Raw genomic sequence first — 18,987 nt, 5'->3', positions numbered from 1 at the left:
CTATAAATAGTTTTCGGATATTTTTCAACAATATTCGAAATAATTTTTATAAAAAGTGAATTCACATAAAAAAGGTGCATGATCTGCACCTTCAGGCTGTCGAGAAAATCTCGACAGCCTTTATTTTTTCTTAAAATATCCATTCTTCTGTAATAAAATAAAAGAAAGACTTCAAAAGGACGGTGTCTTTCCCATGTTCCACACAAGAAATTCTTCTCAAAACGCAGCCGAATTTGTTCTTCTCGACCAACTTGTCGAAGAGGATCATCTGCTTCGAAAAATCGATAAATACATAGACTTCTCTTTTATCATTGAAAAGGTTAAGCCTTACTACAGTGAAAACAAAGGCCGCCCCTCACTTGATCCGCTGATTTTATTCAAAATGATGTTTATCGGATACCTCTATGGTATCCGTTCAGAAAGACAGCTCGAAAAAGAAATTTACTACAATATGGCGTACAGATGGTTTCTCGGATTGAACATAAACGATCCAGTTCCGCACCACTCCACCATCAGCTGGAACAGACGCACACGTTTTAAAGATACAACCATCTTCCAAGATATTTTTGATGAGATCGTTCTTCAGGCCATCAATCATGACATGGTGGGCGGACGTGTCCTATTCACCGATTCCACTCACCTTAAAGCCAATGCCAACAAGCATAAATACACAAGAAAAACGATTGAACAGGATACACAAAACTATATCAAAGATTTAAATGAAGCCATCCAAGAAGATCGAGAGGAACACGGAAAAAAGCCACTAATAGTCAAAGAGGAGGTGAAAGCTGAAAAAGAGATCCGCCACAGTACAACTGATCCCGAAAGTGGATATCTGTATCGCGAAAACAAACCAGAAGGTTTTTTCTATTTAGATCACCGCACAACGGATATGAAATACAACATTATCACCGATGCCCACGTCACACCGGGAAATCTCCATGATTCTGTGCCTTATCTTGACCGATTAGATCACCAAATCGCACGATTTGGTTTTCAAGTAGAAGCTGTCGCCCTTGATTCCGGATATTTAACAGCTCCTATCTGTAAAGGATTATCTGACCGTCATATTTTTGGCGTCATTGCCCACAGACGATATCACCCTACTAGAGGCTTGTTTCCAAAATGGAAATTTCATTACGACATTGAAAAAGACAGGTACATTTGCCCGAACCAGCAAACACTCACATACTCAACAACTGACCGAAAAGGATACAGGTCATATAAATCAAATCCTGAAACATGTTCCTCATGCCCTTTTCTTGAAAACTGCACAAAATCAAAAAAACATCAGAAAGTCATCACCCGGCATGTATGGGAAGACCACAAAGAAAAGATCAGGCAAAATCGCTTGTCTGTTTCAGGAAAAAACCTCTACAAAAAAAGAAAAGAAAAAATAGAGCGAAGCTTTGCAGATTCAAAACAACTGCACGGGCTTCGCTATTGCAGGTTGAGGGGAAAACGGAATGTGAGCGAACAAGTTCTCCTCACAGCCGCATGCCAGAACATGAAGAAGATTGCCACATACCTAGCCAAGCAGAGCTAGGTATGTGGGAGCTCTTTTTCTGTTTTTGAAATCAGCTGAAAATCTAAAGAAACAGCACACAACAAAAAAGCTTGTAGAAAAAACATCGTTTTCTCTACAAGCTGAAGGTGCATGATCTGCACCTTTTTTATCTTTATTCGCCTTTTTTTCTGCTTTCCGTCATTTGTTTCCAAACAGAACCTTTTGCTTCTTCTCCATGCTCAATACGTTCAAGCGCCATTTTGACTTGAAGGCTGACCTCAAATTCGGGGTCATCTTCGGCAGCGCGCAAAGCTTCAATTGCACTTTCATCGCCGACTTCGTACAGGAACATGGCCGCACGCCAGCGAACAAGCTTGCTGGAGTCGCTTAACGACTTGATCATAGCAGGAATGGCTTGAGGATCGCCGATATCAGACAGGCAGTCTCCGGCCGTTCTTCTGACTGATACAGCTTTGTCCTCAAGTGCTTTATACAATAGAGGAAGAACATCAGGTGTTTCAATCATTCCTAAGTACACAACAGCCTGTCTTCTGATGGACACCTTTGGATCATCCAATGCCTTCTGTAAAATCGGGATATCCTCTTCTTTCGGATCCATCTGTTCCAAGTGTGCATAACGCTTTTTCCAGTCCTCATCATCCAGCATGTCAAGCGTTACTTTATACGCTTTGCGCTGTACAGCTTGTTTTGCTTCGCCCTTTCCTTGAGCGGCTGCTTCAGTCAGTCGTTTCAGCCGTTCATCACTGTATGCCGCCTGAAGCTCTTCTGTCACGTCATGGCCGATTTCATCAAAGTCACCGAATCTGACACCTTGTTCTTTCCAAGCCCGCTCAAACACAACATTGGAAGCTTCAGATCTCAGTTTTAAGATCGCCTGCTGAAAGCGTTCAGGTAAGCCGAAGCGTTCTTCCCGCTCTCCATCGGTTAATTTAACTTGCATAGGAATGCCGCTGAACATCTGCACAAAAACTTTTACCTCTCCAAAAGATTCTTGATCAGAACGATTTTCTTCTGCGCTTTCAGCACTTTCCATCCCAAATGCAGTGCGGACTTGCGGTAAAATGTCTTTCCAGTCGTATCTTGCATTCCGTTCAACAGCAAGAAAATCTGCGACGTGATATACCCCTTTAACTCCATCTATTTTAAGGATTTCCGCTATAACAGGCGGTGCGCCTTCTGCTTGCTCAGGTTTATAGTTATTGCTTTTACCCGCCGGAAGCTCTTCCGTTAAGATGACTTTCATTGTATTCGGGCTTGGTGTAGGTTCAATTGATTTTATCTTCATGATCGTCCTCCTATAGCATATCTGTGACTTATTCTATCATAGTCGCTCCAAGCCTTCTATTACGACGTTTTGGCATCAATCCCGGGTATTTCTTTTTCTAATTGGCGGACAAACTGAAGCATAAAATTGTGTCTTTCTTCTGCCAGTTCCCGTGCAGTGTCTGTATTCATCATATCTTTCAGCCGCAGCAGCTTATGAAAAAAATGAGCGTAGGCGCTTCGATCATCTCCATAAAGGCCATGCCCGTTTGCGCCCGCAAACATGAAAGCTCTCGCAATGCCGACAGCACCAATCGCATCAAGTCTGTCAGCATCCTGTACGGCTTTTCCCTCAATTGAGAGCGGCTCGTTCGCCAGCTTTTCCCTGTCTCGAAAGGACATCCTTGTTATAATATGAATCACTCTGTCTGCATTCTCTTTTCCTACTCCGAAAAAAACGAGCTGATCATATACTTCGCTCACAGAAAGCCTGACCGTGTCAGGCAGCTTCACATCAATTAAATCATGAACCAAAGCCGCCGTTTCAACAATGAACAAATCCGCTTTTTCCTTTTCTCCAATATACGCTGCAAGATCTGCTACTCTTGATACATGATGCCAGTCATGTCCAGAGCTTTCCTTAGTCAGGATAGATTGAACCCATGCCCTGATTTGCTCTTCCTGCTTCAATTCCTTCATAAAAGCACCCTCTTTTTATTGCTCTAATAGCTTCACGATATCGTCTTCCAGCTCTTTCGGATTTGTATTTGGTGAATAACGGCCAACGATTTCTCCATTTCTATCCACTATAAATTTCGTGAAATTCCACTTGATCGCCTTAGTTCCCAGCATCCCTTTCGCATGTTCTGTCAAATACACAAACAGCGGGTGGGCGTTTTTCCCGTTTACATCCACTTTTGAAAACATAGGAAATGTAACACCGTAATTTGTTTCACAAAATTCCTGTATGTCAGCCTCTTCACCAGGCTCTTGGTTCATGAATTGATTGCAGGGGAACCCTAAGATCTCCAGCCCCTCCTGCTGATATGTATCATATAATTCCTGCAGCTGCTTCAATTGGGGAGTAAAACCGCACTTACTTGCTGTATTCACGATCATCAGTACCTTTCCCGCGAAAGGCTGAAGTGTCATGTCTTTCCCTGTGATGGTACGTACCTTCATATGATAAATAGACATGTAAGTCCCTCCTATTCCCTGGTGCTGATTATTTTACCTTTTTTAAATCGCAATTCAAAATGTAAACATCAATTAAGAACTCATAAGAAACTTAACGATATGAGCGTCCGTTCATTATCAATTCATATGGCTCATTTTTTATCTTATCATTCTATAAAACATTACAATTCCCTCTGACATCTTTGAAAATCATTTTACTGTGAAACCAAAAGGCATGTCAGTGCGTTTTATTTAAAGAGTTTTCTGTTGTTTCCCCCTCAACACGTATAGATAGATTGAAAATTGGCGTGAAAATTCCTATAATGAAGAAAATTAAACGGGGAAATAATGGAGGTGGCACGTTGCCTATTAATATACCTACACACCTGCCGGCAAAACAGGTGCTTGAAAGTGAACATATATTTGTAATGGATGAAAGCAGAGCATTTCATCAGGATATCCGGCCGCAAAAAATTATTATATTAAATTTGATGCCGAAAAAAATCCAAACAGAGACTCAGCTTCTCAGATTGCTTGGAAATTCGCCTTTACAGGTTCATTTCACATTTTTAATCCCAAGCACACACACGCCGAAAAATACTGCGAGAGAACACCTTGACGAATTTTACACGACTTTTTCCAATATCCGTCACAAGAGGTTTGACGGCATGATTATCACCGGTGCGCCGATCGAGCATTTGGCGTTTGAAGAGGTTTCATATTGGGAAGAGCTCAAGGAAATTATGGAGTGGAGCAAAACAAATGTCACTTCAACCTTGCATATTTGCTGGGGTGCTCAAGCAGGTTTGTATTACCATTACGGTGTGGAAAAAATTCAAATGCCGAAAAAAATCTTCGGTGTGTTCGAACATACCGTTCTTTCAAAACACGAAAGATTGGTAAGAGGTTTTGACGAGCTATACTACGTGCCGCATTCCCGGCATACAGATATAAATATGGAACAGCTTCAAGCAGTGCCCGAGTTAAACATTCTTACCGCATCAAAGGAAGCCGGGGTTTGCTTAATTGTGTCTAAAGACGAAAAACAAGTCTTTTTGACAGGGCACCCTGAATATGATACAAATACGCTCCTTCAAGAGTATGAAAGAGATTTGGAACGAAACCTTTCTACTGTCGAGGCACCTAAACATTATTTTGCAAAAGGCAGCAACGAGCCAGTGAATCGCTGGAAAGCGCATGCCACATTATTGTTTATGAATTGGCTGAATTATTACGTTTACCAAGAAACTCCTTATGAATGGGACTAATTTTTCTTTTTTAGTGATACGCTGAGCAAAAAATATGATAAAATACATCTGATTCAGTCTGCGTATAACAAAAATTTAAAATACTGGAATCCAAATCATTTAAAATTAGCTTAACTTTTTCACTGCATTAATAATTCGATTATGTATTTGTGTTATGTTTATGTATAGACAATAACTCCTTACGATGCATGAAGCTTGCTTGTTGTTGATTACATTGAGGTGAATTTACTTGAATACCAATAAAAGAGTATTAATTTTGACTGCAAATTACGGAAATGGACATGTGCAGGTAGCCAAAACACTTTATGAACAATGTGTACGGCTCGGCTTTCAGCATGTAACAGTTTCTAATTTGTACCAAGAGTCAAATCCGATTGTTTCAGAGGTAACTCAATACCTTTATTTAAAAAGCTTCTCAATCGGGAAACAGTTTTATCGTTTGTTTTATTACGGAGTTGACAAAATCTATAATAAACGCAAATTCAATATTTACTTTAAAATGGGTAATAAAAGATTGGGCGAACTTGTCGATGAACATCAGCCCGATATTATTATTAATACATTTCCGATGATCGTCGTGCCTGAATACAGACGCCGAACTGGAAGAGTCATTCCTACCTTCAACGTTATGACTGATTTTTGTCTTCATAAAATTTGGGTTCACGAAAACGTGGATAAATATTATGTGGCGACAGATTACGTGAAGGAAAAACTGCTGGAGATCGGCACTCATCCAAGCAACGTAAAAATCACAGGAATTCCAATCAGGCCGCAATTTGAAGAATCCATGCCGGTTGGCCCGATATATAAAAAGTACAATCTTTCACCAAACAAAAAAGTGCTTCTGATCATGGCAGGTGCTCACGGTGTATTAAAGAACGTAAAAGAGCTGTGCGAAAACCTTGTCAAAGATGACCAAGTGCAAGTGGTTGTCGTGTGCGGGAAAAATACGGCTTTAAAAGAATCTTTGAGTGCGCTTGAGGCGGAAAATGGTGACAAATTAAAAGTTCTGGGCTATGTGGAGCGCATTGATGAGCTATTCCGGATCACAGATTGCATGATTACCAAGCCTGGCGGCATTACTTTGACAGAAGCCACAGCCATCGGTGTGCCTGTCATTCTGTACAAACCCGTGCCTGGCCAGGAAAAAGAAAATGCAAACTTCTTTGAAGACCGCGGAGCTGCCATCGTCGTGAACCGCCATGAAGAGATTCTCGAGTCAGTCACTTCCCTTCTTGCAGATGAAGATACCTTGCATCGCATGAAGAAAAACATTAAGGACCTTCATTTAGCAAACTCCTCTGAAGTGATTTTAGAGGATATCCTGAAGGAATCAGAAATGATGACTGCCAAACAAAAAGCCAAAGCACTATCTTAATGGCGTACTAGAGAGCATACGAAAATCGTGTGCTCTTTTTATTTATATTCAGCCATTAATAAAAGCGGTTACATTTTTTTATGAAACTTGCCCTTCTTTTGAAAAATAAGCCGTTTCACAACTTGACGGGTGCTCCCAGATGGTGTATAGTTGAACCATCATTTAACAATGAATCAACGTTAAATGGTGACAAAATTTTTTTTAGCACACGGGTGCTACAGTACTAGGAGGAATTAAGCAATATGCAAAACGGTAAAGTAAAATGGTTCAACAACGAAAAAGGATTCGGCTTCATTGAAGTTGAAGGCGGAGACGATGTATTTGTTCACTTCACAGCTATCGAAGGAGATGGATACAAATCATTAGAAGAAGGACAAGAAGTTTCTTTTGAAATTGTCGAAGGTAATCGTGGACCTCAAGCTTCTAATGTTGTAAAACTCTAAACTCAATACATGATGATGAGATGACAAATAGAGGAGAGGCATTCGCCTCTCCTATTTGATTTTCATCTGGATTTCAATCGCCAAAATGTTTTGTTTGCACCTCTGTTCAATCTCTTCAACATACTTTTCCATTGACGGTTTTCCTTTTTTCGCGATATCCGCCAGTTCTTCTAAATCACTGTATATTTCTATAAATGTTTTGTGAAGGATCAACTTCAAGTCTTTATCATCCATAGCTGCGTACCCCTTCTCTATCAAGATACCTCAAATAGTAAAACAGTCCTATTTATTCTGGTTCAATAGTTATATCGGCTTATTTTTATTTTCTTTTCTATTTTGGTACATAAATTTCAAAAAAACTCTGCAAAATAATGGCGGAGGTGTTTTTGGTGACTTCAGAATTTCATAATGAGGATCAGACTGGCTTTACGGATAAGCGGCAGCTGGAACTAGCGGTGGAAACAGCGCAGAAAACAACAGGAGCTGCGACGAGAGGCCAAAGCAAAACATTAGTCGACTCTGCATACCAAGTCATTGAGGATGCTAGAGAACTGTCACAATCTGAAGAGCTGGCAGCTCTCGATGATCCTGAATTTGTAAAGCAGCAACAGCAGCTGCTAGATGACAGCGAGCATCAGCTCGATGAATTCAAAGAATAAAAACCGCAGCTTCTGCGGTTTTTATTTTTAGTGGCTGGTTAAGACATCTCCGTATTGTTTCAGCTTTTCACCAACCGTACATTTATTGATACAAAATGAATGCGCATAAGTTTTGCCAAATTCTTTGCGAAACTGCTTCTTAATAAAACAGTCCTTGCAATATTCATCGTGCAGTTCTGTCAGTTCTTTAAAGATCATTTTCTTATCCAATTTCGTCATCTCCGTTACGGTCTAATTTCGTGTGGCTTTCTACGAATTGATGGGATAGAATTTTTTTAGCGAGGCCGTCAGCTTCCTGATTGTCTTTTCGTTGTATCGTTTCGTAGGTTGGAGTAAGCTTCAGCGATTCAAGGAGTGCTTCTATTTTGTCCAGCCATTCATTATGAGATGGATCATAACAAGGCCAGCTGCCGTCAAGCTGATTCAGTACAACAAGCGAGTCCCCTTTGATTGTAATTGAATTTCTGCTTGCCCCAAGCTCTCTTACTTCTCTTATTGCTTCATAAAGCGCTGCGTATTCAGCTTCATTATTGGTTTTCAGCCGGAAGCTTTTATTTTTTCTCAAGCGATGCCGGGTTCCTCCCAATGAATAATAGATGACGATCCCGAGACCGGCCAGTTCGCTCTCCTTATCAAAACTGCCGTCAAAATAAACAGTAATGTCATCAGGTTCTTGAGCAAGCTCCTCTGTCAGCTTTTCCAATTCCTTCAGCGTCCAGCTGCCGCCTTTCTCGTCTTCGAACTCTAGCTCCTTCATGTATGGAAAACGGCCAAGTTCTCTGGCGAGCATACGTGCCTGCTGTGCTGTCAGCCAGTCTTCGCTAAAAAATGAGACGGATCCCGTTCCTTTTGCTTCTATTTTCAAATGCGGTCTGAGCTTCATTACAATCACCTTACCATTCATTAGTTGCCGGGCTTATGCTATAATCAAACCAATCTTACCCCGGAAAGGAAGCTTTTTCATCTTGTTTAATAATTCGTTTTGGATCTTTTTTGCGATCATTAATTTTATCATTGTTCTTTTATTTTATAAAGGATTTGGCAAAATGGGACTGTTTGTTTGGATCGGTTTTGCGACAGTCTGCGCCAACCTCCAAGTCGTCAAAACAGTCGAACTGTTTGGCTTAACAGCGACACTCGGGAATGTGATGTATGGCACAATCTTTTTTGCGACAGATGTGCTGAATGAAAAATACGGACCAGCTGAAGCCAGAAAAGCGGTATGGCTCGGATTCTCAACGCTCCTGACGCTGACATTTGTCATGCAGGGCGTGCTGCTTTTCGAACCGGCTTCCAGCGACATATCACAACCAGCGCTGGAAACGATCTTCGGATTCCTTCCGCGAGTTGCGTTAGGAAGTCTGCTTGCCTTTATCTTCAGCCAAACGCTGGATGTTTATGTATATTCGGCAATTAGAAGGATATTTCCTTCTGATCGGCTTTTATGGCTCAGAAACGGCGGCAGTACAGCAGTCAGCCAGCTGTTTGATACATTCATATTCACTGCAGTCGCCTTTCTCGGCATTTATCCGGCAGGCGTGTGGCTTCATATTTTTATTTCTACATATTTGATTAAGTTTGCGGTATCTTTGATTTCATTGCCTTATGCATATGCAGCCAAAAAAATGATACCTAAAGATGAAAGGAGTTCATAATGCCTACAGAAATATACGTAGACGGAGCAAGCGCTGGTAATCCCGGGCCTTCCGGTATCGGCATTTTTATCAAACATGAGGGAATAGCAGAATCCTTCTCTATTCCAATCGGAGTGCATACAAATCAGGAAGCGGAATTTCTTGCATTAATTGAAGGGATGAAGCTATGTGCAACGCGCGGGTATCAATCGGTTTCCTTTCGAACCGATTCAGATATTGTGGAACGCGCCACTGAGCTTGAAATGGTTAAAAATAAAACGTTTCAACCGTTCGTAGAAGAAATTATCCGATTAAAAGCGGCATTCCCTCTTTTTTTCATCAAATGGATACCGGGCAAGCAAAACCAAAAAGCCGATCTTCTGGCAAAAGAAGCGATTCGGCTGAATGAAAAGAATTAAATCTTGATCATTGGTTCATCCTAATGGCGAGGTGAACTAACATGAAAAAGAAAGATAAAGGCCGGCTGACCGGCGGTGTTACTCCGCAAGGCGACCTGGAAGGCAATACACATAATGACCCTAAAACAGAGCTTGAGGAAAGAGCAAAAAAAAGCAATACAAAACGCTAGAGAAAATCTAAACGATTTCTCTAGCGTTCAGCTTTTCAAGCATACGCTCAATTCCTTTGATTTGGTGGCGGCGAAGCATGTCAGCCGCCTGCTCCATTTGCAAATTAAATAAAGCGTCTTTCAGTGTGCAGGCCAGCGGCACTGAGCAATGAATTTCCGCAAGCTTCCTCGACATCTCCAAATCGCTTAAACCTTGCTGAATTTTTCCCTGCTGTCCTTTTGGAAGAAGAGCAAGATTTTCCAATAAACGGTCAATCGTTTCGTATTCACGAATCAGTTTGTAGGCTGTTTTTTCTCCAATCCCTTTGACTCCGGGATAGTTATCACTGGAATCTCCCATAAGCGCTTTAATATCAATCAAAGCCTTCGGCATTACGCCTGTTTCTTCATAAAAAATCTCTTTTGTATAGACTTTATAATTTCCGATTCCTTTTTGAAGCAAAGCAACGCTTACTTTATCCGTTAACAGCTGAAGTAAATCTCTGTCCCCTGTTACGACCGTAATGTCCGCTTCATTCGCAAATAAATCGGCAAGAGTACCGATACAGTCATCCGCTTCATAGCCGGCAAAGCCAATATTCATGATTCCAAGCTCTGCGGCTGCTTCCTTTGCCAAATCAAACTGCGGAATCAGCTCCACAGGCGGCGCGCTGCGGTTGGCCTTATAATCTTGGAACAAGTCATTTCGGTACGTTTTGCTCCCCATGTCCCAGCAGCAGACGACGTGTGTCGGCTGGAATGTTTCCACAGCTGTAATCAAATGCTTTAAAAAGCCGTTGACGCCGTTCGTCGGCACCCCGCTGTCATTTATCATAAAGTTGCGATGTACGGCCGTGGCAAAAAAGGCCCGGAATAAAAGAGCCATGCCGTCAACCAGCAATAGTTTATTATTATTCATCAGATAACTCCCTTTTCTTTCATTACTTCTATTTTATCATAAAGCAGCCCAAAAATAAAAAACAGTATCTCTTTAATGAGAGATACTGTTTGGATATTTATCAATCGTTGTGTCTTTTGTTGCTGGCGATCAGCTTTTCAGCTTCGCGTCCTGCGTAAGAGTCAAAATGGGTTTGAAATCCGTTTTTCTTTTTGGCATTGTTATTCGCCTGTGCATTTCTGTTTCCGAGCTTTGTTCTGCCCAACATGAATCCCCCCTTACGTCGGATGCATATAGTATATGCTTCCGGCAGGAGGTTCACTCGCGACAGGATCATCCAGCTTACATGCGGCTTACGTATTCTCTGACCATTTCTTTTGATACAAGCCGTCTTGTCGGGACGATGCCTTTTTTAGCGAGCTGATTCATTTGCTCGGTAATTTCATTAATTGCATCTGTAGTATAAGGCTCATCGTTTTTGCATTTAGCAACAGCTTCTTCAATCGCCAATTCACGCAAATTTTCAAGACGCATAAATGCTTTGATATGCTCGTGCTGTTTTGATGAATGTGCTGAAATTGCTTTATGTACCTCTGACATTAATCGTTCATCTCGCTTTTTTCTATTTAGTCTATCATGACTTGAAATACAAGCCAACTGAATTTTACATTTTTATTGTATTGTCTGAATTTTTCCAGGAGATGCACGCCTGGTACGCCATTTCAATCTCTTTCGCATGTTCCCCTTCCGCATATCCTCTTAAATATGTCTCTTTTTGATCGGTTATTTGCGCGATTGCTTTTTCACCCATATCTTCCTGTAAGCGTCTGAGGTGAGCAGTGTAATGAGAGATCAGGCTTTCTTCTTCATTTTTTATCCATGCCTCTGTGATTTTCGTAAGTTTCATCCGTACAGCTTCGATAAAGGCCGATTTTCCTTTCTGCTCAAAAAACTGCTTCGGTGATTTGACCTCTTTTAGTTCCTGCTCAAAAGCACGTTCTTCTATTTCTGGTTCAACTTCCTTCAACTGTATGCCGTTCGAATGCTGATCACCCGCATAAACGGAAAAATAACCGTCCTCGTTTAATGTTTTTTGAAATTGATCCAGCCATTCTTCATTGATATGCCTTTCGATGAAACCGCTCATGCGAACATCAAGCGTTTTGATTTCCTGAATATATTCAAATTGATATTCATGTAAGGCTGTTGTCATCGCCTTACTGACGTTCTTTTTCCAATCCCCGTTTTGCAGCCCGGGATGAAATGCCGATTTTAATAAATCATTTGCAAAATATGATAATCGCTGTGTAATGTGATATAGCTGCTCTCTTGTATCTTTTTTTACTTTTTCAATGATGGTTTCTGAGTTCCGCCGTTTCTCGATATCGGCCGCTGTCCGCTCAAATGACAGCATAAGGCGCTGTTTCTGCGCTTCCTTCTCTTCTCGGGACTGATGCTGGGATTGGTGAAGCTGAAAAACAGTTTCGCATAGTTTGTCTGCCTCCGAACTGAGCTGCGCTGCTGACGCTTTTTTTACATCCACTTCGATAAACCGGTCTAAGTGTTTTCTTACTTTCGAGAACTGATTGTAAAATGACTCCGATTTTCCCACCAGTTCCTCCTTACTTGATACGGTAAAGAGCTGCGGCTCATAAACCCCTTCTTTTACAAGCTCTGCGCTGACATAATCGGTCACTGTTTCGAGCTCTGTTTTATCTTTTGCAAGGTCTGAAGCATTAATAATAAAAAACATTTTATCCATGCTAAGCGATTCTTTCACAAGTCCAAGCTTTCGCAAAAATGAACGGTCTCCTTTTGAAAAAGAGTGCTGATAGTAAGTCATATAAAAAAATGCATCAGCATCTTTGATATATTGGAATGCCAGTTCTGTATGCCGTTTATTCATGCTGCTCGCGCCGGGTGTATCAACGATCGTAATCCCTTTTTCAGTAAGCGGACATGTATAGTAGACCGTTACCTCTTTCACAGCACAGGCCGTTGTTTCCTCTGCTACATACGGCTTTAATTCAGAGAGCGGAATCGTTAATTTCTTCTGTTCCTGTATATACTGCTGATACTTCTCATATGCAAGCAGGAAATTGCTGATCAATTTCACGTGTTCTTCCTGCAGCCTGTTTTTTTTGACTGCCTTTTCCCACTTCTCTGTGAAGGAACGGCCTGCCGGTTCCTTTGGTATTCCGGTGAGCTGCAAAATTTCAGCCGTTATGTCATCCTCTGTCTTAAACACTACATCCGCTGTTTTGTTTAAGTTGCCATTGATTGGCATTGTGATCTTGTTAATTGTCGCTGTGGTTGGCGTTGGTGAGGATGGCAGCACTCTTTCGCCGACAAGCGCATTGGCAAATGATGATTTCCCCGAGCTGAAGCCTCCAAAAAGAGCGAGTGTAAATTTCCGTTCCTCAAGCCTTTTCACCCTTTCACGAAACGCTGAAGTTTGCTTTAACAACATGCTGCATTCGCCTAAAAGGTCAGACAAAGTGTAAAAGCGTTTGATTTGGTCTTGAAGCGGCATTTCTTGTTCCATTTTGATTTCTGATTTCGGCATCGGCTGCGCCGTCAGCTGGCTTCGGCCTTGTTTCTGCTCTGGAGCCGCCACTCTTGTTTTCTTCGATTTAAACCATTCTGTGTCTATATGCATTGGGCATGCGGACTCTTCTTCCCAAATGGCCCACAGGCGATCGGTTTTCTCTCGGGCATGATTCTCTAAACGAGCTTGTTCTTGAAGAAAGACAAGTTTTTCTGATTCTTGGACGAGCCGGTCGTTAATCGTTTGCATGTCTTTGGAAACACGCTCTTTCACCATAGCGGAGAGCACCTTTATGATGTCTGCGGCTTCTCTTTTCGCCTCTTTCCGGATGAGCTCTGCCAAGTCTTTTGTATATTGCAATACATATTCAGAAGAAAAGGCTGCACCATGCTTGACCGCGCGTTCAATGATGCTTATATCAAGCGGTGTGCGATAGGCCTGAATCAGCTTTTCACTTTCAGCGGTATAGACATCAAATGCCTTGGCGAGTTTATGAAGCGTGTCTATCATATGCCAATCCGCTTCGGCCTCTGTTCGTTTTGCCACATCAGAGAAAAAAGCATTCCGCCTTTTATCTCTTTCCTGTGCAGTTTTCGCTTTAGAAAAGAAAAAGCCGGTTTTAAAAGAAGGCTCTTGTGATTCTAAAAATGCAGCCGCCAATTCACGCATTTCAAAAGGCGTCAGGTTGGCGTTTTTTAAAATACGATTGATTTCTTCCTGCATCCTCTGCTCTGCCTCAGTCGTTTGTTTTTCGGCCTCATCCAATTGATCACGCAGCGATTGGACCAGTCCAGTTTGGATATTAAGCTGTTCAGCGAAACTCGGAGCGCCTGTTTCGTCTTTCTTCAGCATTTCCGTATGTTCCTTTAGCAGATTACGGACTTTTTGTTCGGTTAAAGCCTGCATATTGCTTTTTGATTGCTGTTCTATTCTTCTTAACTCTTCTCTCAGGGCCCCCATCTGATTGAACGGGTGATCCGGTTCTGTTACTGATGTAAAATAGAGCGCTTCTCTTGAAATCCCTTCATTGCAGAGCATCTCCACTACCTGCGCTTTATAGTCTCCAAATTTCGTTTCCGTCTCATCATGGCGGTCAATTTGATTGACGATAAAATACACATTCGGAATGCTTTCTTTTATTGATCTGAGAAACTTTACATTTTCCTCAGAGTGCACGTGATTATAGTGAACGACGTAAAACAGCGCATCCGCCTGGTGAAGAATAGAAGCAGCCGATAGAAAATGCGCATCATCAGTTGAATCTATCCCTGGTGTATCAATATACGCAACCCCGGAATCGATCTCAGGATACCTGTCAAAAATTTCGACGCTTTCAATCTGTTCCCCGTCTTTACAATATTGCTGCACCTTGTCTTTCTGGTAAGCCCCTTCCAGCTCAGCACACGCTCCGTCTGTTGTATGAAGCCGAACTCGCTTTTCCCCGTTTCTGATCACAACAAGGTTAGCGCTTGTCGGAATCGGGCTTGTCGGCAAAATATTCTCCATTAACAGGCAGTTCAGCAGTGACGATTTCCCCGCTGAATAATGCCCGGTAAACGCGATATAAACCTCTTCATCAGCCGCTTTTTTCATGACCGCAGCCAGTTTAGCAGCCCTTTGTTCATCTTGATTCTCAATAAATTGCTTATAAAGTTCCCCAGTTTTATGCAAAAGCTCTTTTCTGTTTTGATCTGTCATAAGTCTGAACCCCTTTGTGCCGTTTCAATTGTGAACCTTTTTCGAAAGATCTGAATTCATTCCCTTTTCATTTTACACAAGAATAAACCAAATTTCTTTAGGAGAATAGAAAAAAGCCGCCATTACGGCAGCTTCTATAAAAGAAAATCTGCAACTTTTACAAGTTCCAGATTCATCAAACAGATTTATTAGAGATTCCTTTTAATACAAAACCAATTAATACACTATATGTACAAACCGCTCCAAGCAAAAACAGCATTGTCATTTGCTTCACCATCCTGATTGAGAATCTTTTTCAAATTCATTTTAACATGGTTGAGAATGATTTTCAATCGCTATTTTACGCTGTATTCCTGTAATGCTTTGTCTTCTGCGCGAATTCTGACGCTTAACAACACGGCATTGAAAATGGAAAACAGACACATGGTGACGTATGCTTGATAAAGCAGCGGAATCAACAAAATTTCGAGTATAACAACGGCATAGTTTGGATGTTTCATCCATTTATATGGACCTTTTTTTACAAGCTCTACACCTGGAACAACAAGGATTTTCGTATTCCAATATGCCCCTAAGGAACAAAGCGCCCAATACCGTACGATCTGTACGCTTAAAATAACTGCAGCGATACCGAGCCACCAGCTGGACGGCTGTTTATTCATCAGCAGCACTTCGGCAATTAAGGACAGGAAAAAAAGGATATGCATCGTAATGATATACGGATAGTGGCTCTCGCCAAATTCAATTGCTCCTTGCTTCTTTACCTTTTGTTCGTTTTGCCTGGCCACTGCCATTTCTGCTGCTCTTTGAACAATGAGAATGGCGATCAACAACCAAAACATGAGTCAGGCCCCCTTTTCCCAGCTGAATAATAGCAACTCTGATGAGAAACCCGGCCCTAATGCGCCAATCATTCCTCGTTCAGCTTCCTTTTTATGTCCGTTCTGCAGATGGTCTTTTATCACATACAAGATTGTGGCTGAAGACATATTTCCGTGCTTTTGCAAAATGCTTTGCGCAGATGAAAGCTTTTCTGACGACAGCCCGAGACTTTTGATGTATGCATCGATCACTTTTTTTCCGCCTGGATGAGCCAAAAAAACACTGATATCATGGAATGACAGCTTATGTTTGTCCAAAAAAATCTGTACATTTGTTTTGAGCCATTTTTCCACCAAGGTCGGAATGTCTCGTGAGAAAATGACTTTGAATCCTTGATCGGTAAAGTCCCAGCCCATGACATCTTCTGATTGTTTCATCAAAACAGATTGGGCGTCCATTATCTTCGGCGCAAGCTTCAGCTTTGACATCCTGCGGTCCGCCTTCTCTCCGCATAATAAAGCTGCGGCAATGCCGTCACCAAAAAGCGAGGTGCCGATCAGATTGCTTTTTGTTTTATCTTCCGGCTGGAATGTCAGGCTGCACAGCTCGGCAGCAATGACAAGCACAAAAGCCTCAGGATACGCTTTGCAATATTCGGCTGCACGCGCAAGTCCGCTGGCTCCTCCTGCACAGCCAAGCCCCCAAATCGGAATCCGCTTCGTATATGGAGAAAACGGAAGTTCATTCATAAGCCGCGCCTCGATACTCGGTGTGGAAAGACCTGTACTGGAGACGAAAAAAACAGCTTCCACTTTCTCATAAGGAATGGCTTCTTGAAAAAATTCCGGATGAGAAAGGCACTCACGAACAGCCTCTCTGCTATGTTTAAGTGTTTCTTCTATGTATATTTGATTTTTTTCTTCAAAGCTGTGCCCCTCTTTATACCATTCAATCGGCTTAACAAACTGTCTCGAATGGATTTGCCCGTTTTTGAAGGAGGATAACAGCCGGTCAATATCCTTAAAAGAATGCTGAAACATATAGCGGGCGAACTCGGCCGCTTTCTCTTGGTTTACATTATACGCAGGAAGACTTGTTCCAATGGATAAAATAAACGCCATGCGATCACCTCTTTGCATACATTGTGCCGCAACAATCTTTTTTATATGCAAAAAACTCCGCCGCGGCGGAGTTAGACTGCTGTTTTTTGTTCAGCGAGGTCAGCTTCTTGTTCTGTTTTTTTGGCTTTAGAAAAAACGTTATATACAATATTTAAGACGACTGCAGTAAAGCTGCCCGCCACAATGCCATTCGTTGTAAGCAGCGTTAAGGCACTCGGAAGCTGTTTGAAAATATCCGGCACAACGGTCACACCGAGCCCCAATCCCACTGAGCAGGCAACAATCAGCAGATTTTCCTGTTTCGCAAAATCAATGCGGCTGAGCATTTTAATTCCGTAAGCGATCACCATTCCAAACATCGCCACCATTGCACCGCCCAAAACAGCGGATGGAATAATGGTCGTGAAAGCAGCGATCTTTGGAAACAGCCCAAATGCCATTAGGATCACACCTGTGACCACAATGACGGTATTTTTTTTGATCCCTGTGAGCTGAACAAGCCCGACATTTTGAGAGAATGCCGTGTAAGGAAAAGCGTTAAAAATACCGCCCAGAAGCACAGCCAGTCCTTCAGCTCGATAGCCTTTAGACAAATCTTTCTCTGTCAAACGGCGGTTTGTCAGGTCAGCTAAAGCAAAGTAAACACCAGTTGACTCCACAAGGCTGACAACTGCAACGATGGACATCGTAATGATAGGCGCTGCATGAAAAGACGGCGCTCCGAAGTAAAATGGCTGAATCATTTGAACAACTGCCGCGTCCGAAACATTATCAAATTGAACTTTTCCCATAAAATATGCGATGAAGGTGCCAATCAAAATACCGATCAAAATCGAGACGGACTTGATAAAGCCTTTTGTAAAACGGTATAGAAGCACAATGATACTCAACACGGTAAAAGCAAGAGCAAGATTGGAGAGATCTCCGAAATCTGCACTTCCTTCTCCGCCGGCCATGTTATTCATGGCAACCGGCATCAGTGTAATACCGATAATCGTAACAACAGAGCCTGTCACGACCGGCGGAAAAAACGATACGAGCTTTCCAAAGAAAAATGAAATAAGAATGACAAGAATGCCTGAAGCGATAATGCTGCCGTAAACAGTTGAAACCCCATATTCAGATCCAATCGCTATCATCGGCGATACAGCTGTAAAGGTACAGCCAAGCACTACCGGAAGCCCGATCCCAAAAAATCGGTTGCTCCACACTTGCAGAAGTGTAGCCACACCGCACATAAAAATATCAATTGATATTAAATAAGTCAGCTGCTCGACGGTCAGTCCCATTGCTTTTCCGACAATCAGAGGAACAACAATGGCGCCGGCATACATGGCAAGAACATGCTGAATCCCTAAAGACAGCGTTTTGCCGAATCCATTTCTCATGAATGAACCTCCTGTACGAAGGACACTTTTCCTTCTTCTAAAGACTGAATTCTTGCCAAAGATTCCACTCGATAGCCCAGTTTCACAAGTTCAACTCTTCCCGGCTGAAATGACTTTTCAATAACAATGCCAATTCCCGCAATAGAAGCTCCCGCTTGCTTCACAATCGACACAAGCCCGTGCGCTGCCTGTCCATTTGCCAAAAAATCATCGATAATCAGCACATGATCCTGATCCGACAGATGGGTCCCAGACACTGCGATTTGGCTTTCTGTTTGCTTCGTAAAGGAATAAACAGACGCTGTCAGCAAGTTGTCGGTGAGTGTTAACGATTTATGCTTTCTCGCGAAGACAACTGGCACACCCAGCTTCAAGCCCGTCATTACAGCGGGAGCGATACCTGATGATTCGATTGTCACAATTTTGGTAATACCGTCTTTTGCAAACCTGGACGCAAATTCGTCACCAACTCTCTGCATAAGCAGCGGATCAATTTGGTGATTCAAAAAAGAATCCACTTTCAATACCTGATCAGATAATACGACGCCTTCTTCCTCTATTTTCCGTTTCAGTGCTTCCATCTTGTCTTACCTCC

24 protein-coding genes are annotated in these 18,987 nt (G+C 42.1%); 9 read left to right on the top strand and 15 right to left on the bottom strand.

Annotation, left to right across the window (positions count from 1 at the left end; translation table 11 throughout):
- Positions 1–193: 193 nt before the first annotated feature.
- The gene (locus tag ACQVGT_RS09990; protein ID WP_015483356.1) at positions 194–1,546 is read left to right on the top strand and encodes an IS1182 family transposase; all 1,353 of its coding nucleotides are present in this window, start codon (positions 194–196) and stop codon (positions 1,544–1,546) included.
- Between the two features lie 133 nt (positions 1,547–1,679).
- Here ACQVGT_RS09990 and ACQVGT_RS09985 read toward each other — a convergent pair whose 3' ends face one another.
- Genes ACQVGT_RS09985 through ACQVGT_RS09975 form a run of 3 tightly spaced genes read right to left on the bottom strand, consistent with a single transcriptional unit; the run spans position 1,680 to position 3,988 of the window.
- A complete protein-coding gene (locus ACQVGT_RS09985; protein ID WP_015383914.1) occupies positions 1,680–2,813 on the bottom strand; it encodes a conserved virulence factor C family protein in 1,134 nt (377 codons plus the stop codon).
- Between the two features lie 59 nt (positions 2,814–2,872).
- Positions 2,873–3,490: an Mn(2+)-dependent (deoxy)ribonucleoside pyrophosphohydrolase gene (gene hdhQ / locus ACQVGT_RS09980; protein ID WP_015383915.1), complete on the bottom strand. Its 618-nt coding sequence runs from the start codon at positions 3,488–3,490 to the stop codon at positions 2,873–2,875.
- Positions 3,491–3,505: 15 nt separating this feature from the next.
- Complete coding sequence (locus ACQVGT_RS09975; RefSeq protein WP_015383916.1) at positions 3,506–3,988, bottom strand: glutathione peroxidase; 483 nt, start codon at positions 3,986–3,988, stop codon at positions 3,506–3,508.
- 341 nt (positions 3,989–4,329) lie between these two features.
- Between ACQVGT_RS09975 and metA the strand changes: the two genes are divergently transcribed.
- From metA to cspD, 4 genes are all read left to right on the top strand, one after another.
- On the top strand, positions 4,330–5,235 hold the full coding sequence (gene metA, locus ACQVGT_RS09970; RefSeq protein WP_004398721.1) for a homoserine O-acetyltransferase MetA: 906 nt from the start codon (positions 4,330–4,332) through the stop codon (positions 5,233–5,235).
- Between the two features lie 229 nt (positions 5,236–5,464).
- The gene (locus tag ACQVGT_RS09965; protein WP_015483359.1) at positions 5,465–6,613 is read left to right on the top strand and encodes a diglucosyl diacylglycerol synthase; all 1,149 of its coding nucleotides are present in this window, start codon (positions 5,465–5,467) and stop codon (positions 6,611–6,613) included.
- Positions 6,614–6,693: 80 nt separating this feature from the next.
- Positions 6,694–6,840, top strand: a complete 147-nt coding sequence (locus tag ACQVGT_RS09960) for a hypothetical protein (RefSeq protein ID WP_144052042.1) — start codon at positions 6,694–6,696, stop codon at positions 6,838–6,840.
- Positions 6,841–6,855: 15 nt separating this feature from the next.
- Positions 6,856–7,056, top strand: coding sequence for a cold-shock protein CspD (gene cspD / locus ACQVGT_RS09955; protein ID WP_003230776.1), 201 nt, complete (start codon positions 6,856–6,858; stop codon positions 7,054–7,056).
- 51 nt (positions 7,057–7,107) lie between these two features.
- On the opposite strand, the gene degR is transcribed toward cspD, so the two are convergent.
- Positions 7,108–7,290: a transcriptional regulator DegR gene (gene degR / locus ACQVGT_RS09950; RefSeq protein WP_003230774.1), complete on the bottom strand. Its 183-nt coding sequence runs from the start codon at positions 7,288–7,290 to the stop codon at positions 7,108–7,110.
- A 155-nt stretch (positions 7,291–7,445) separates the two neighbouring features.
- Between degR and ACQVGT_RS09945 the strand changes: the two genes are divergently transcribed.
- Entirely contained in the window at positions 7,446–7,715 is a 270-nt protein-coding gene (locus tag ACQVGT_RS09945) for a DUF2564 family protein (protein ID WP_015483360.1), read from the top strand.
- Between the two features lie 27 nt (positions 7,716–7,742).
- On the opposite strand, the gene ACQVGT_RS09940 is transcribed toward ACQVGT_RS09945, so the two are convergent.
- The gene (locus ACQVGT_RS09940; RefSeq protein WP_015483361.1) at positions 7,743–7,925 is read right to left on the bottom strand and encodes a zinc-finger domain-containing protein; all 183 of its coding nucleotides are present in this window, start codon (positions 7,923–7,925) and stop codon (positions 7,743–7,745) included.
- Positions 7,918–8,598 (bottom strand): ribonuclease H family protein, encoded by a 681-nt coding sequence (locus ACQVGT_RS09935; protein WP_015483362.1) that lies wholly within the window; start codon positions 8,596–8,598, stop codon positions 7,918–7,920. The genes ACQVGT_RS09940 and ACQVGT_RS09935 overlap by 8 nt, the downstream gene beginning before the upstream one ends.
- A gap of 82 nt (positions 8,599–8,680) precedes the next feature.
- On the opposite strand from ACQVGT_RS09935, the gene ACQVGT_RS09930 reads away from it, so the two are divergent.
- Genes ACQVGT_RS09930 through sspL form a run of 3 tightly spaced genes read left to right on the top strand, consistent with a single transcriptional unit; the run spans position 8,681 to position 9,938 of the window.
- Positions 8,681–9,370 (top strand): queuosine precursor transporter, encoded by a 690-nt coding sequence (locus ACQVGT_RS09930; protein ID WP_015383922.1) that lies wholly within the window; start codon positions 8,681–8,683, stop codon positions 9,368–9,370.
- A complete protein-coding gene (locus ACQVGT_RS09925; protein ID WP_015383923.1) occupies positions 9,370–9,768 on the top strand; it encodes a reverse transcriptase-like protein in 399 nt (132 codons plus the stop codon). The genes ACQVGT_RS09930 and ACQVGT_RS09925 overlap by 1 nt, the downstream gene beginning before the upstream one ends.
- 41 nt (positions 9,769–9,809) lie before the next feature.
- On the top strand, positions 9,810–9,938 hold the full coding sequence (gene sspL, locus ACQVGT_RS09920; RefSeq protein ID WP_003218255.1) for a small, acid-soluble spore protein L: 129 nt from the start codon (positions 9,810–9,812) through the stop codon (positions 9,936–9,938).
- A gap of 7 nt (positions 9,939–9,945) precedes the next feature.
- Here sspL and exnP read toward each other — a convergent pair whose 3' ends face one another.
- From exnP to xpt, 9 genes are all read right to left on the bottom strand, one after another.
- Positions 9,946–10,836 (bottom strand): 5'-3' exonuclease ExnP, encoded by an 891-nt coding sequence (gene exnP, locus ACQVGT_RS09915; protein WP_015383924.1) that lies wholly within the window; start codon positions 10,834–10,836, stop codon positions 9,946–9,948.
- A gap of 100 nt (positions 10,837–10,936) precedes the next feature.
- Positions 10,937–11,083, bottom strand: a complete 147-nt coding sequence (locus tag ACQVGT_RS09910; protein WP_003230761.1) for a hypothetical protein — start codon at positions 11,081–11,083, stop codon at positions 10,937–10,939.
- Between the two features lie 74 nt (positions 11,084–11,157).
- The gene (locus tag ACQVGT_RS09905) at positions 11,158–11,415 is read right to left on the bottom strand and encodes a YpbS family protein (RefSeq protein WP_015383925.1); all 258 of its coding nucleotides are present in this window, start codon (positions 11,413–11,415) and stop codon (positions 11,158–11,160) included.
- Between the two features lie 64 nt (positions 11,416–11,479).
- Complete coding sequence (gene dynA / locus ACQVGT_RS09900) at positions 11,480–15,061, bottom strand: dynamin GTPase (protein ID WP_015383926.1); 3,582 nt, start codon at positions 15,059–15,061, stop codon at positions 11,480–11,482.
- A gap of 175 nt (positions 15,062–15,236) precedes the next feature.
- The gene (fbpC, locus tag ACQVGT_RS09895; RefSeq protein WP_100069434.1) at positions 15,237–15,326 is read right to left on the bottom strand and encodes a Fur-regulated basic protein FbpC; all 90 of its coding nucleotides are present in this window, start codon (positions 15,324–15,326) and stop codon (positions 15,237–15,239) included.
- A gap of 70 nt (positions 15,327–15,396) precedes the next feature.
- On the bottom strand, positions 15,397–15,903 hold the full coding sequence (gene bpsB / locus ACQVGT_RS09890) for an alkylpyrone methyltransferase (RefSeq protein ID WP_004398552.1): 507 nt from the start codon (positions 15,901–15,903) through the stop codon (positions 15,397–15,399).
- Between the two features lie 3 nt (positions 15,904–15,906).
- On the bottom strand, positions 15,907–17,004 hold the full coding sequence (gene bpsA, locus ACQVGT_RS09885) for a type III polyketide synthase BpsA (protein WP_015383928.1): 1,098 nt from the start codon (positions 17,002–17,004) through the stop codon (positions 15,907–15,909).
- A 71-nt stretch (positions 17,005–17,075) separates the two neighbouring features.
- Entirely contained in the window at positions 17,076–18,392 is a 1,317-nt protein-coding gene (gene pbuX / locus ACQVGT_RS09880; protein ID WP_015383929.1) for a xanthine permease PbuX, read from the bottom strand.
- Positions 18,389–18,973, bottom strand: coding sequence for a xanthine phosphoribosyltransferase (gene xpt, locus ACQVGT_RS09875; protein WP_015383930.1), 585 nt, complete (start codon positions 18,971–18,973; stop codon positions 18,389–18,391). The genes pbuX and xpt overlap by 4 nt, the downstream gene beginning before the upstream one ends.
- Positions 18,974–18,987: the final 14 nt, after the last annotated feature.

The organism is Bacillus sp. SCT118, assembly GCF_058566435.1.
The sequence above is the reverse complement of the archived record's forward strand: the minus strand, read 5'-3'. Positions and strand labels throughout refer to the sequence as shown.

What these genes read in the sequence shown, in the direction of transcription:
- ACQVGT_RS09990 (WP_015483356.1), top strand. Translation starts at nt 194, where the DNA reads ATGTTCCACACAAGAAATTCTTCTCAAAACGCAGCCGAATTTGTTCTT.
- ACQVGT_RS09985 (WP_015383914.1), bottom strand. Translation starts at nt 2,813, where the DNA reads ATGAAGATAAAATCAATTGAACCTACACCAAGCCCGAATACAATGAAA.
- hdhQ (WP_015383915.1), bottom strand. Translation starts at nt 3,490, where the DNA reads ATGAAGGAATTGAAGCAGGAAGAGCAAATCAGGGCATGGGTTCAATCT.
- ACQVGT_RS09975 (WP_015383916.1), bottom strand. Translation starts at nt 3,988, where the DNA reads ATGTCTATTTATCATATGAAGGTACGTACCATCACAGGGAAAGACATG.
- ACQVGT_RS09960 (WP_144052042.1), top strand. Translation starts at nt 6,694, where the DNA reads ATGAAACTTGCCCTTCTTTTGAAAAATAAGCCGTTTCACAACTTGACG.
- cspD (WP_003230776.1), top strand. Translation starts at nt 6,856, where the DNA reads ATGCAAAACGGTAAAGTAAAATGGTTCAACAACGAAAAAGGATTCGGC.
- degR (WP_003230774.1), bottom strand. Translation starts at nt 7,290, where the DNA reads ATGGATGATAAAGACTTGAAGTTGATCCTTCACAAAACATTTATAGAA.
- ACQVGT_RS09935 (WP_015483362.1), bottom strand. Translation starts at nt 8,598, where the DNA reads ATGAAGCTCAGACCGCATTTGAAAATAGAAGCAAAAGGAACGGGATCC.
- ACQVGT_RS09925 (WP_015383923.1), top strand. Translation starts at nt 9,370, where the DNA reads ATGCCTACAGAAATATACGTAGACGGAGCAAGCGCTGGTAATCCCGGG.
- sspL (WP_003218255.1), top strand. Translation starts at nt 9,810, where the DNA reads ATGAAAAAGAAAGATAAAGGCCGGCTGACCGGCGGTGTTACTCCGCAA.
- exnP (WP_015383924.1), bottom strand. Translation starts at nt 10,836, where the DNA reads ATGAATAATAATAAACTATTGCTGGTTGACGGCATGGCTCTTTTATTC.
- ACQVGT_RS09910 (WP_003230761.1), bottom strand. Translation starts at nt 11,083, where the DNA reads ATGTTGGGCAGAACAAAGCTCGGAAACAGAAATGCACAGGCGAATAAC.
- ACQVGT_RS09905 (WP_015383925.1), bottom strand. Translation starts at nt 11,415, where the DNA reads ATGTCAGAGGTACATAAAGCAATTTCAGCACATTCATCAAAACAGCAC.
- dynA (WP_015383926.1), bottom strand. Translation starts at nt 15,061, where the DNA reads ATGACAGATCAAAACAGAAAAGAGCTTTTGCATAAAACTGGGGAACTT.
- fbpC (WP_100069434.1), bottom strand. Translation starts at nt 15,326, where the DNA reads ATGACAATGCTGTTTTTGCTTGGAGCGGTTTGTACATATAGTGTATTA.
- bpsB (WP_004398552.1), bottom strand. Translation starts at nt 15,903, where the DNA reads ATGTTTTGGTTGTTGATCGCCATTCTCATTGTTCAAAGAGCAGCAGAA.
- bpsA (WP_015383928.1), bottom strand. Translation starts at nt 17,004, where the DNA reads ATGGCGTTTATTTTATCCATTGGAACAAGTCTTCCTGCGTATAATGTA.
- pbuX (WP_015383929.1), bottom strand. Translation starts at nt 18,392, where the DNA reads ATGAGAAATGGATTCGGCAAAACGCTGTCTTTAGGGATTCAGCATGTT.
- xpt (WP_015383930.1), bottom strand. Translation starts at nt 18,973, where the DNA reads ATGGAAGCACTGAAACGGAAAATAGAGGAAGAAGGCGTCGTATTATCT.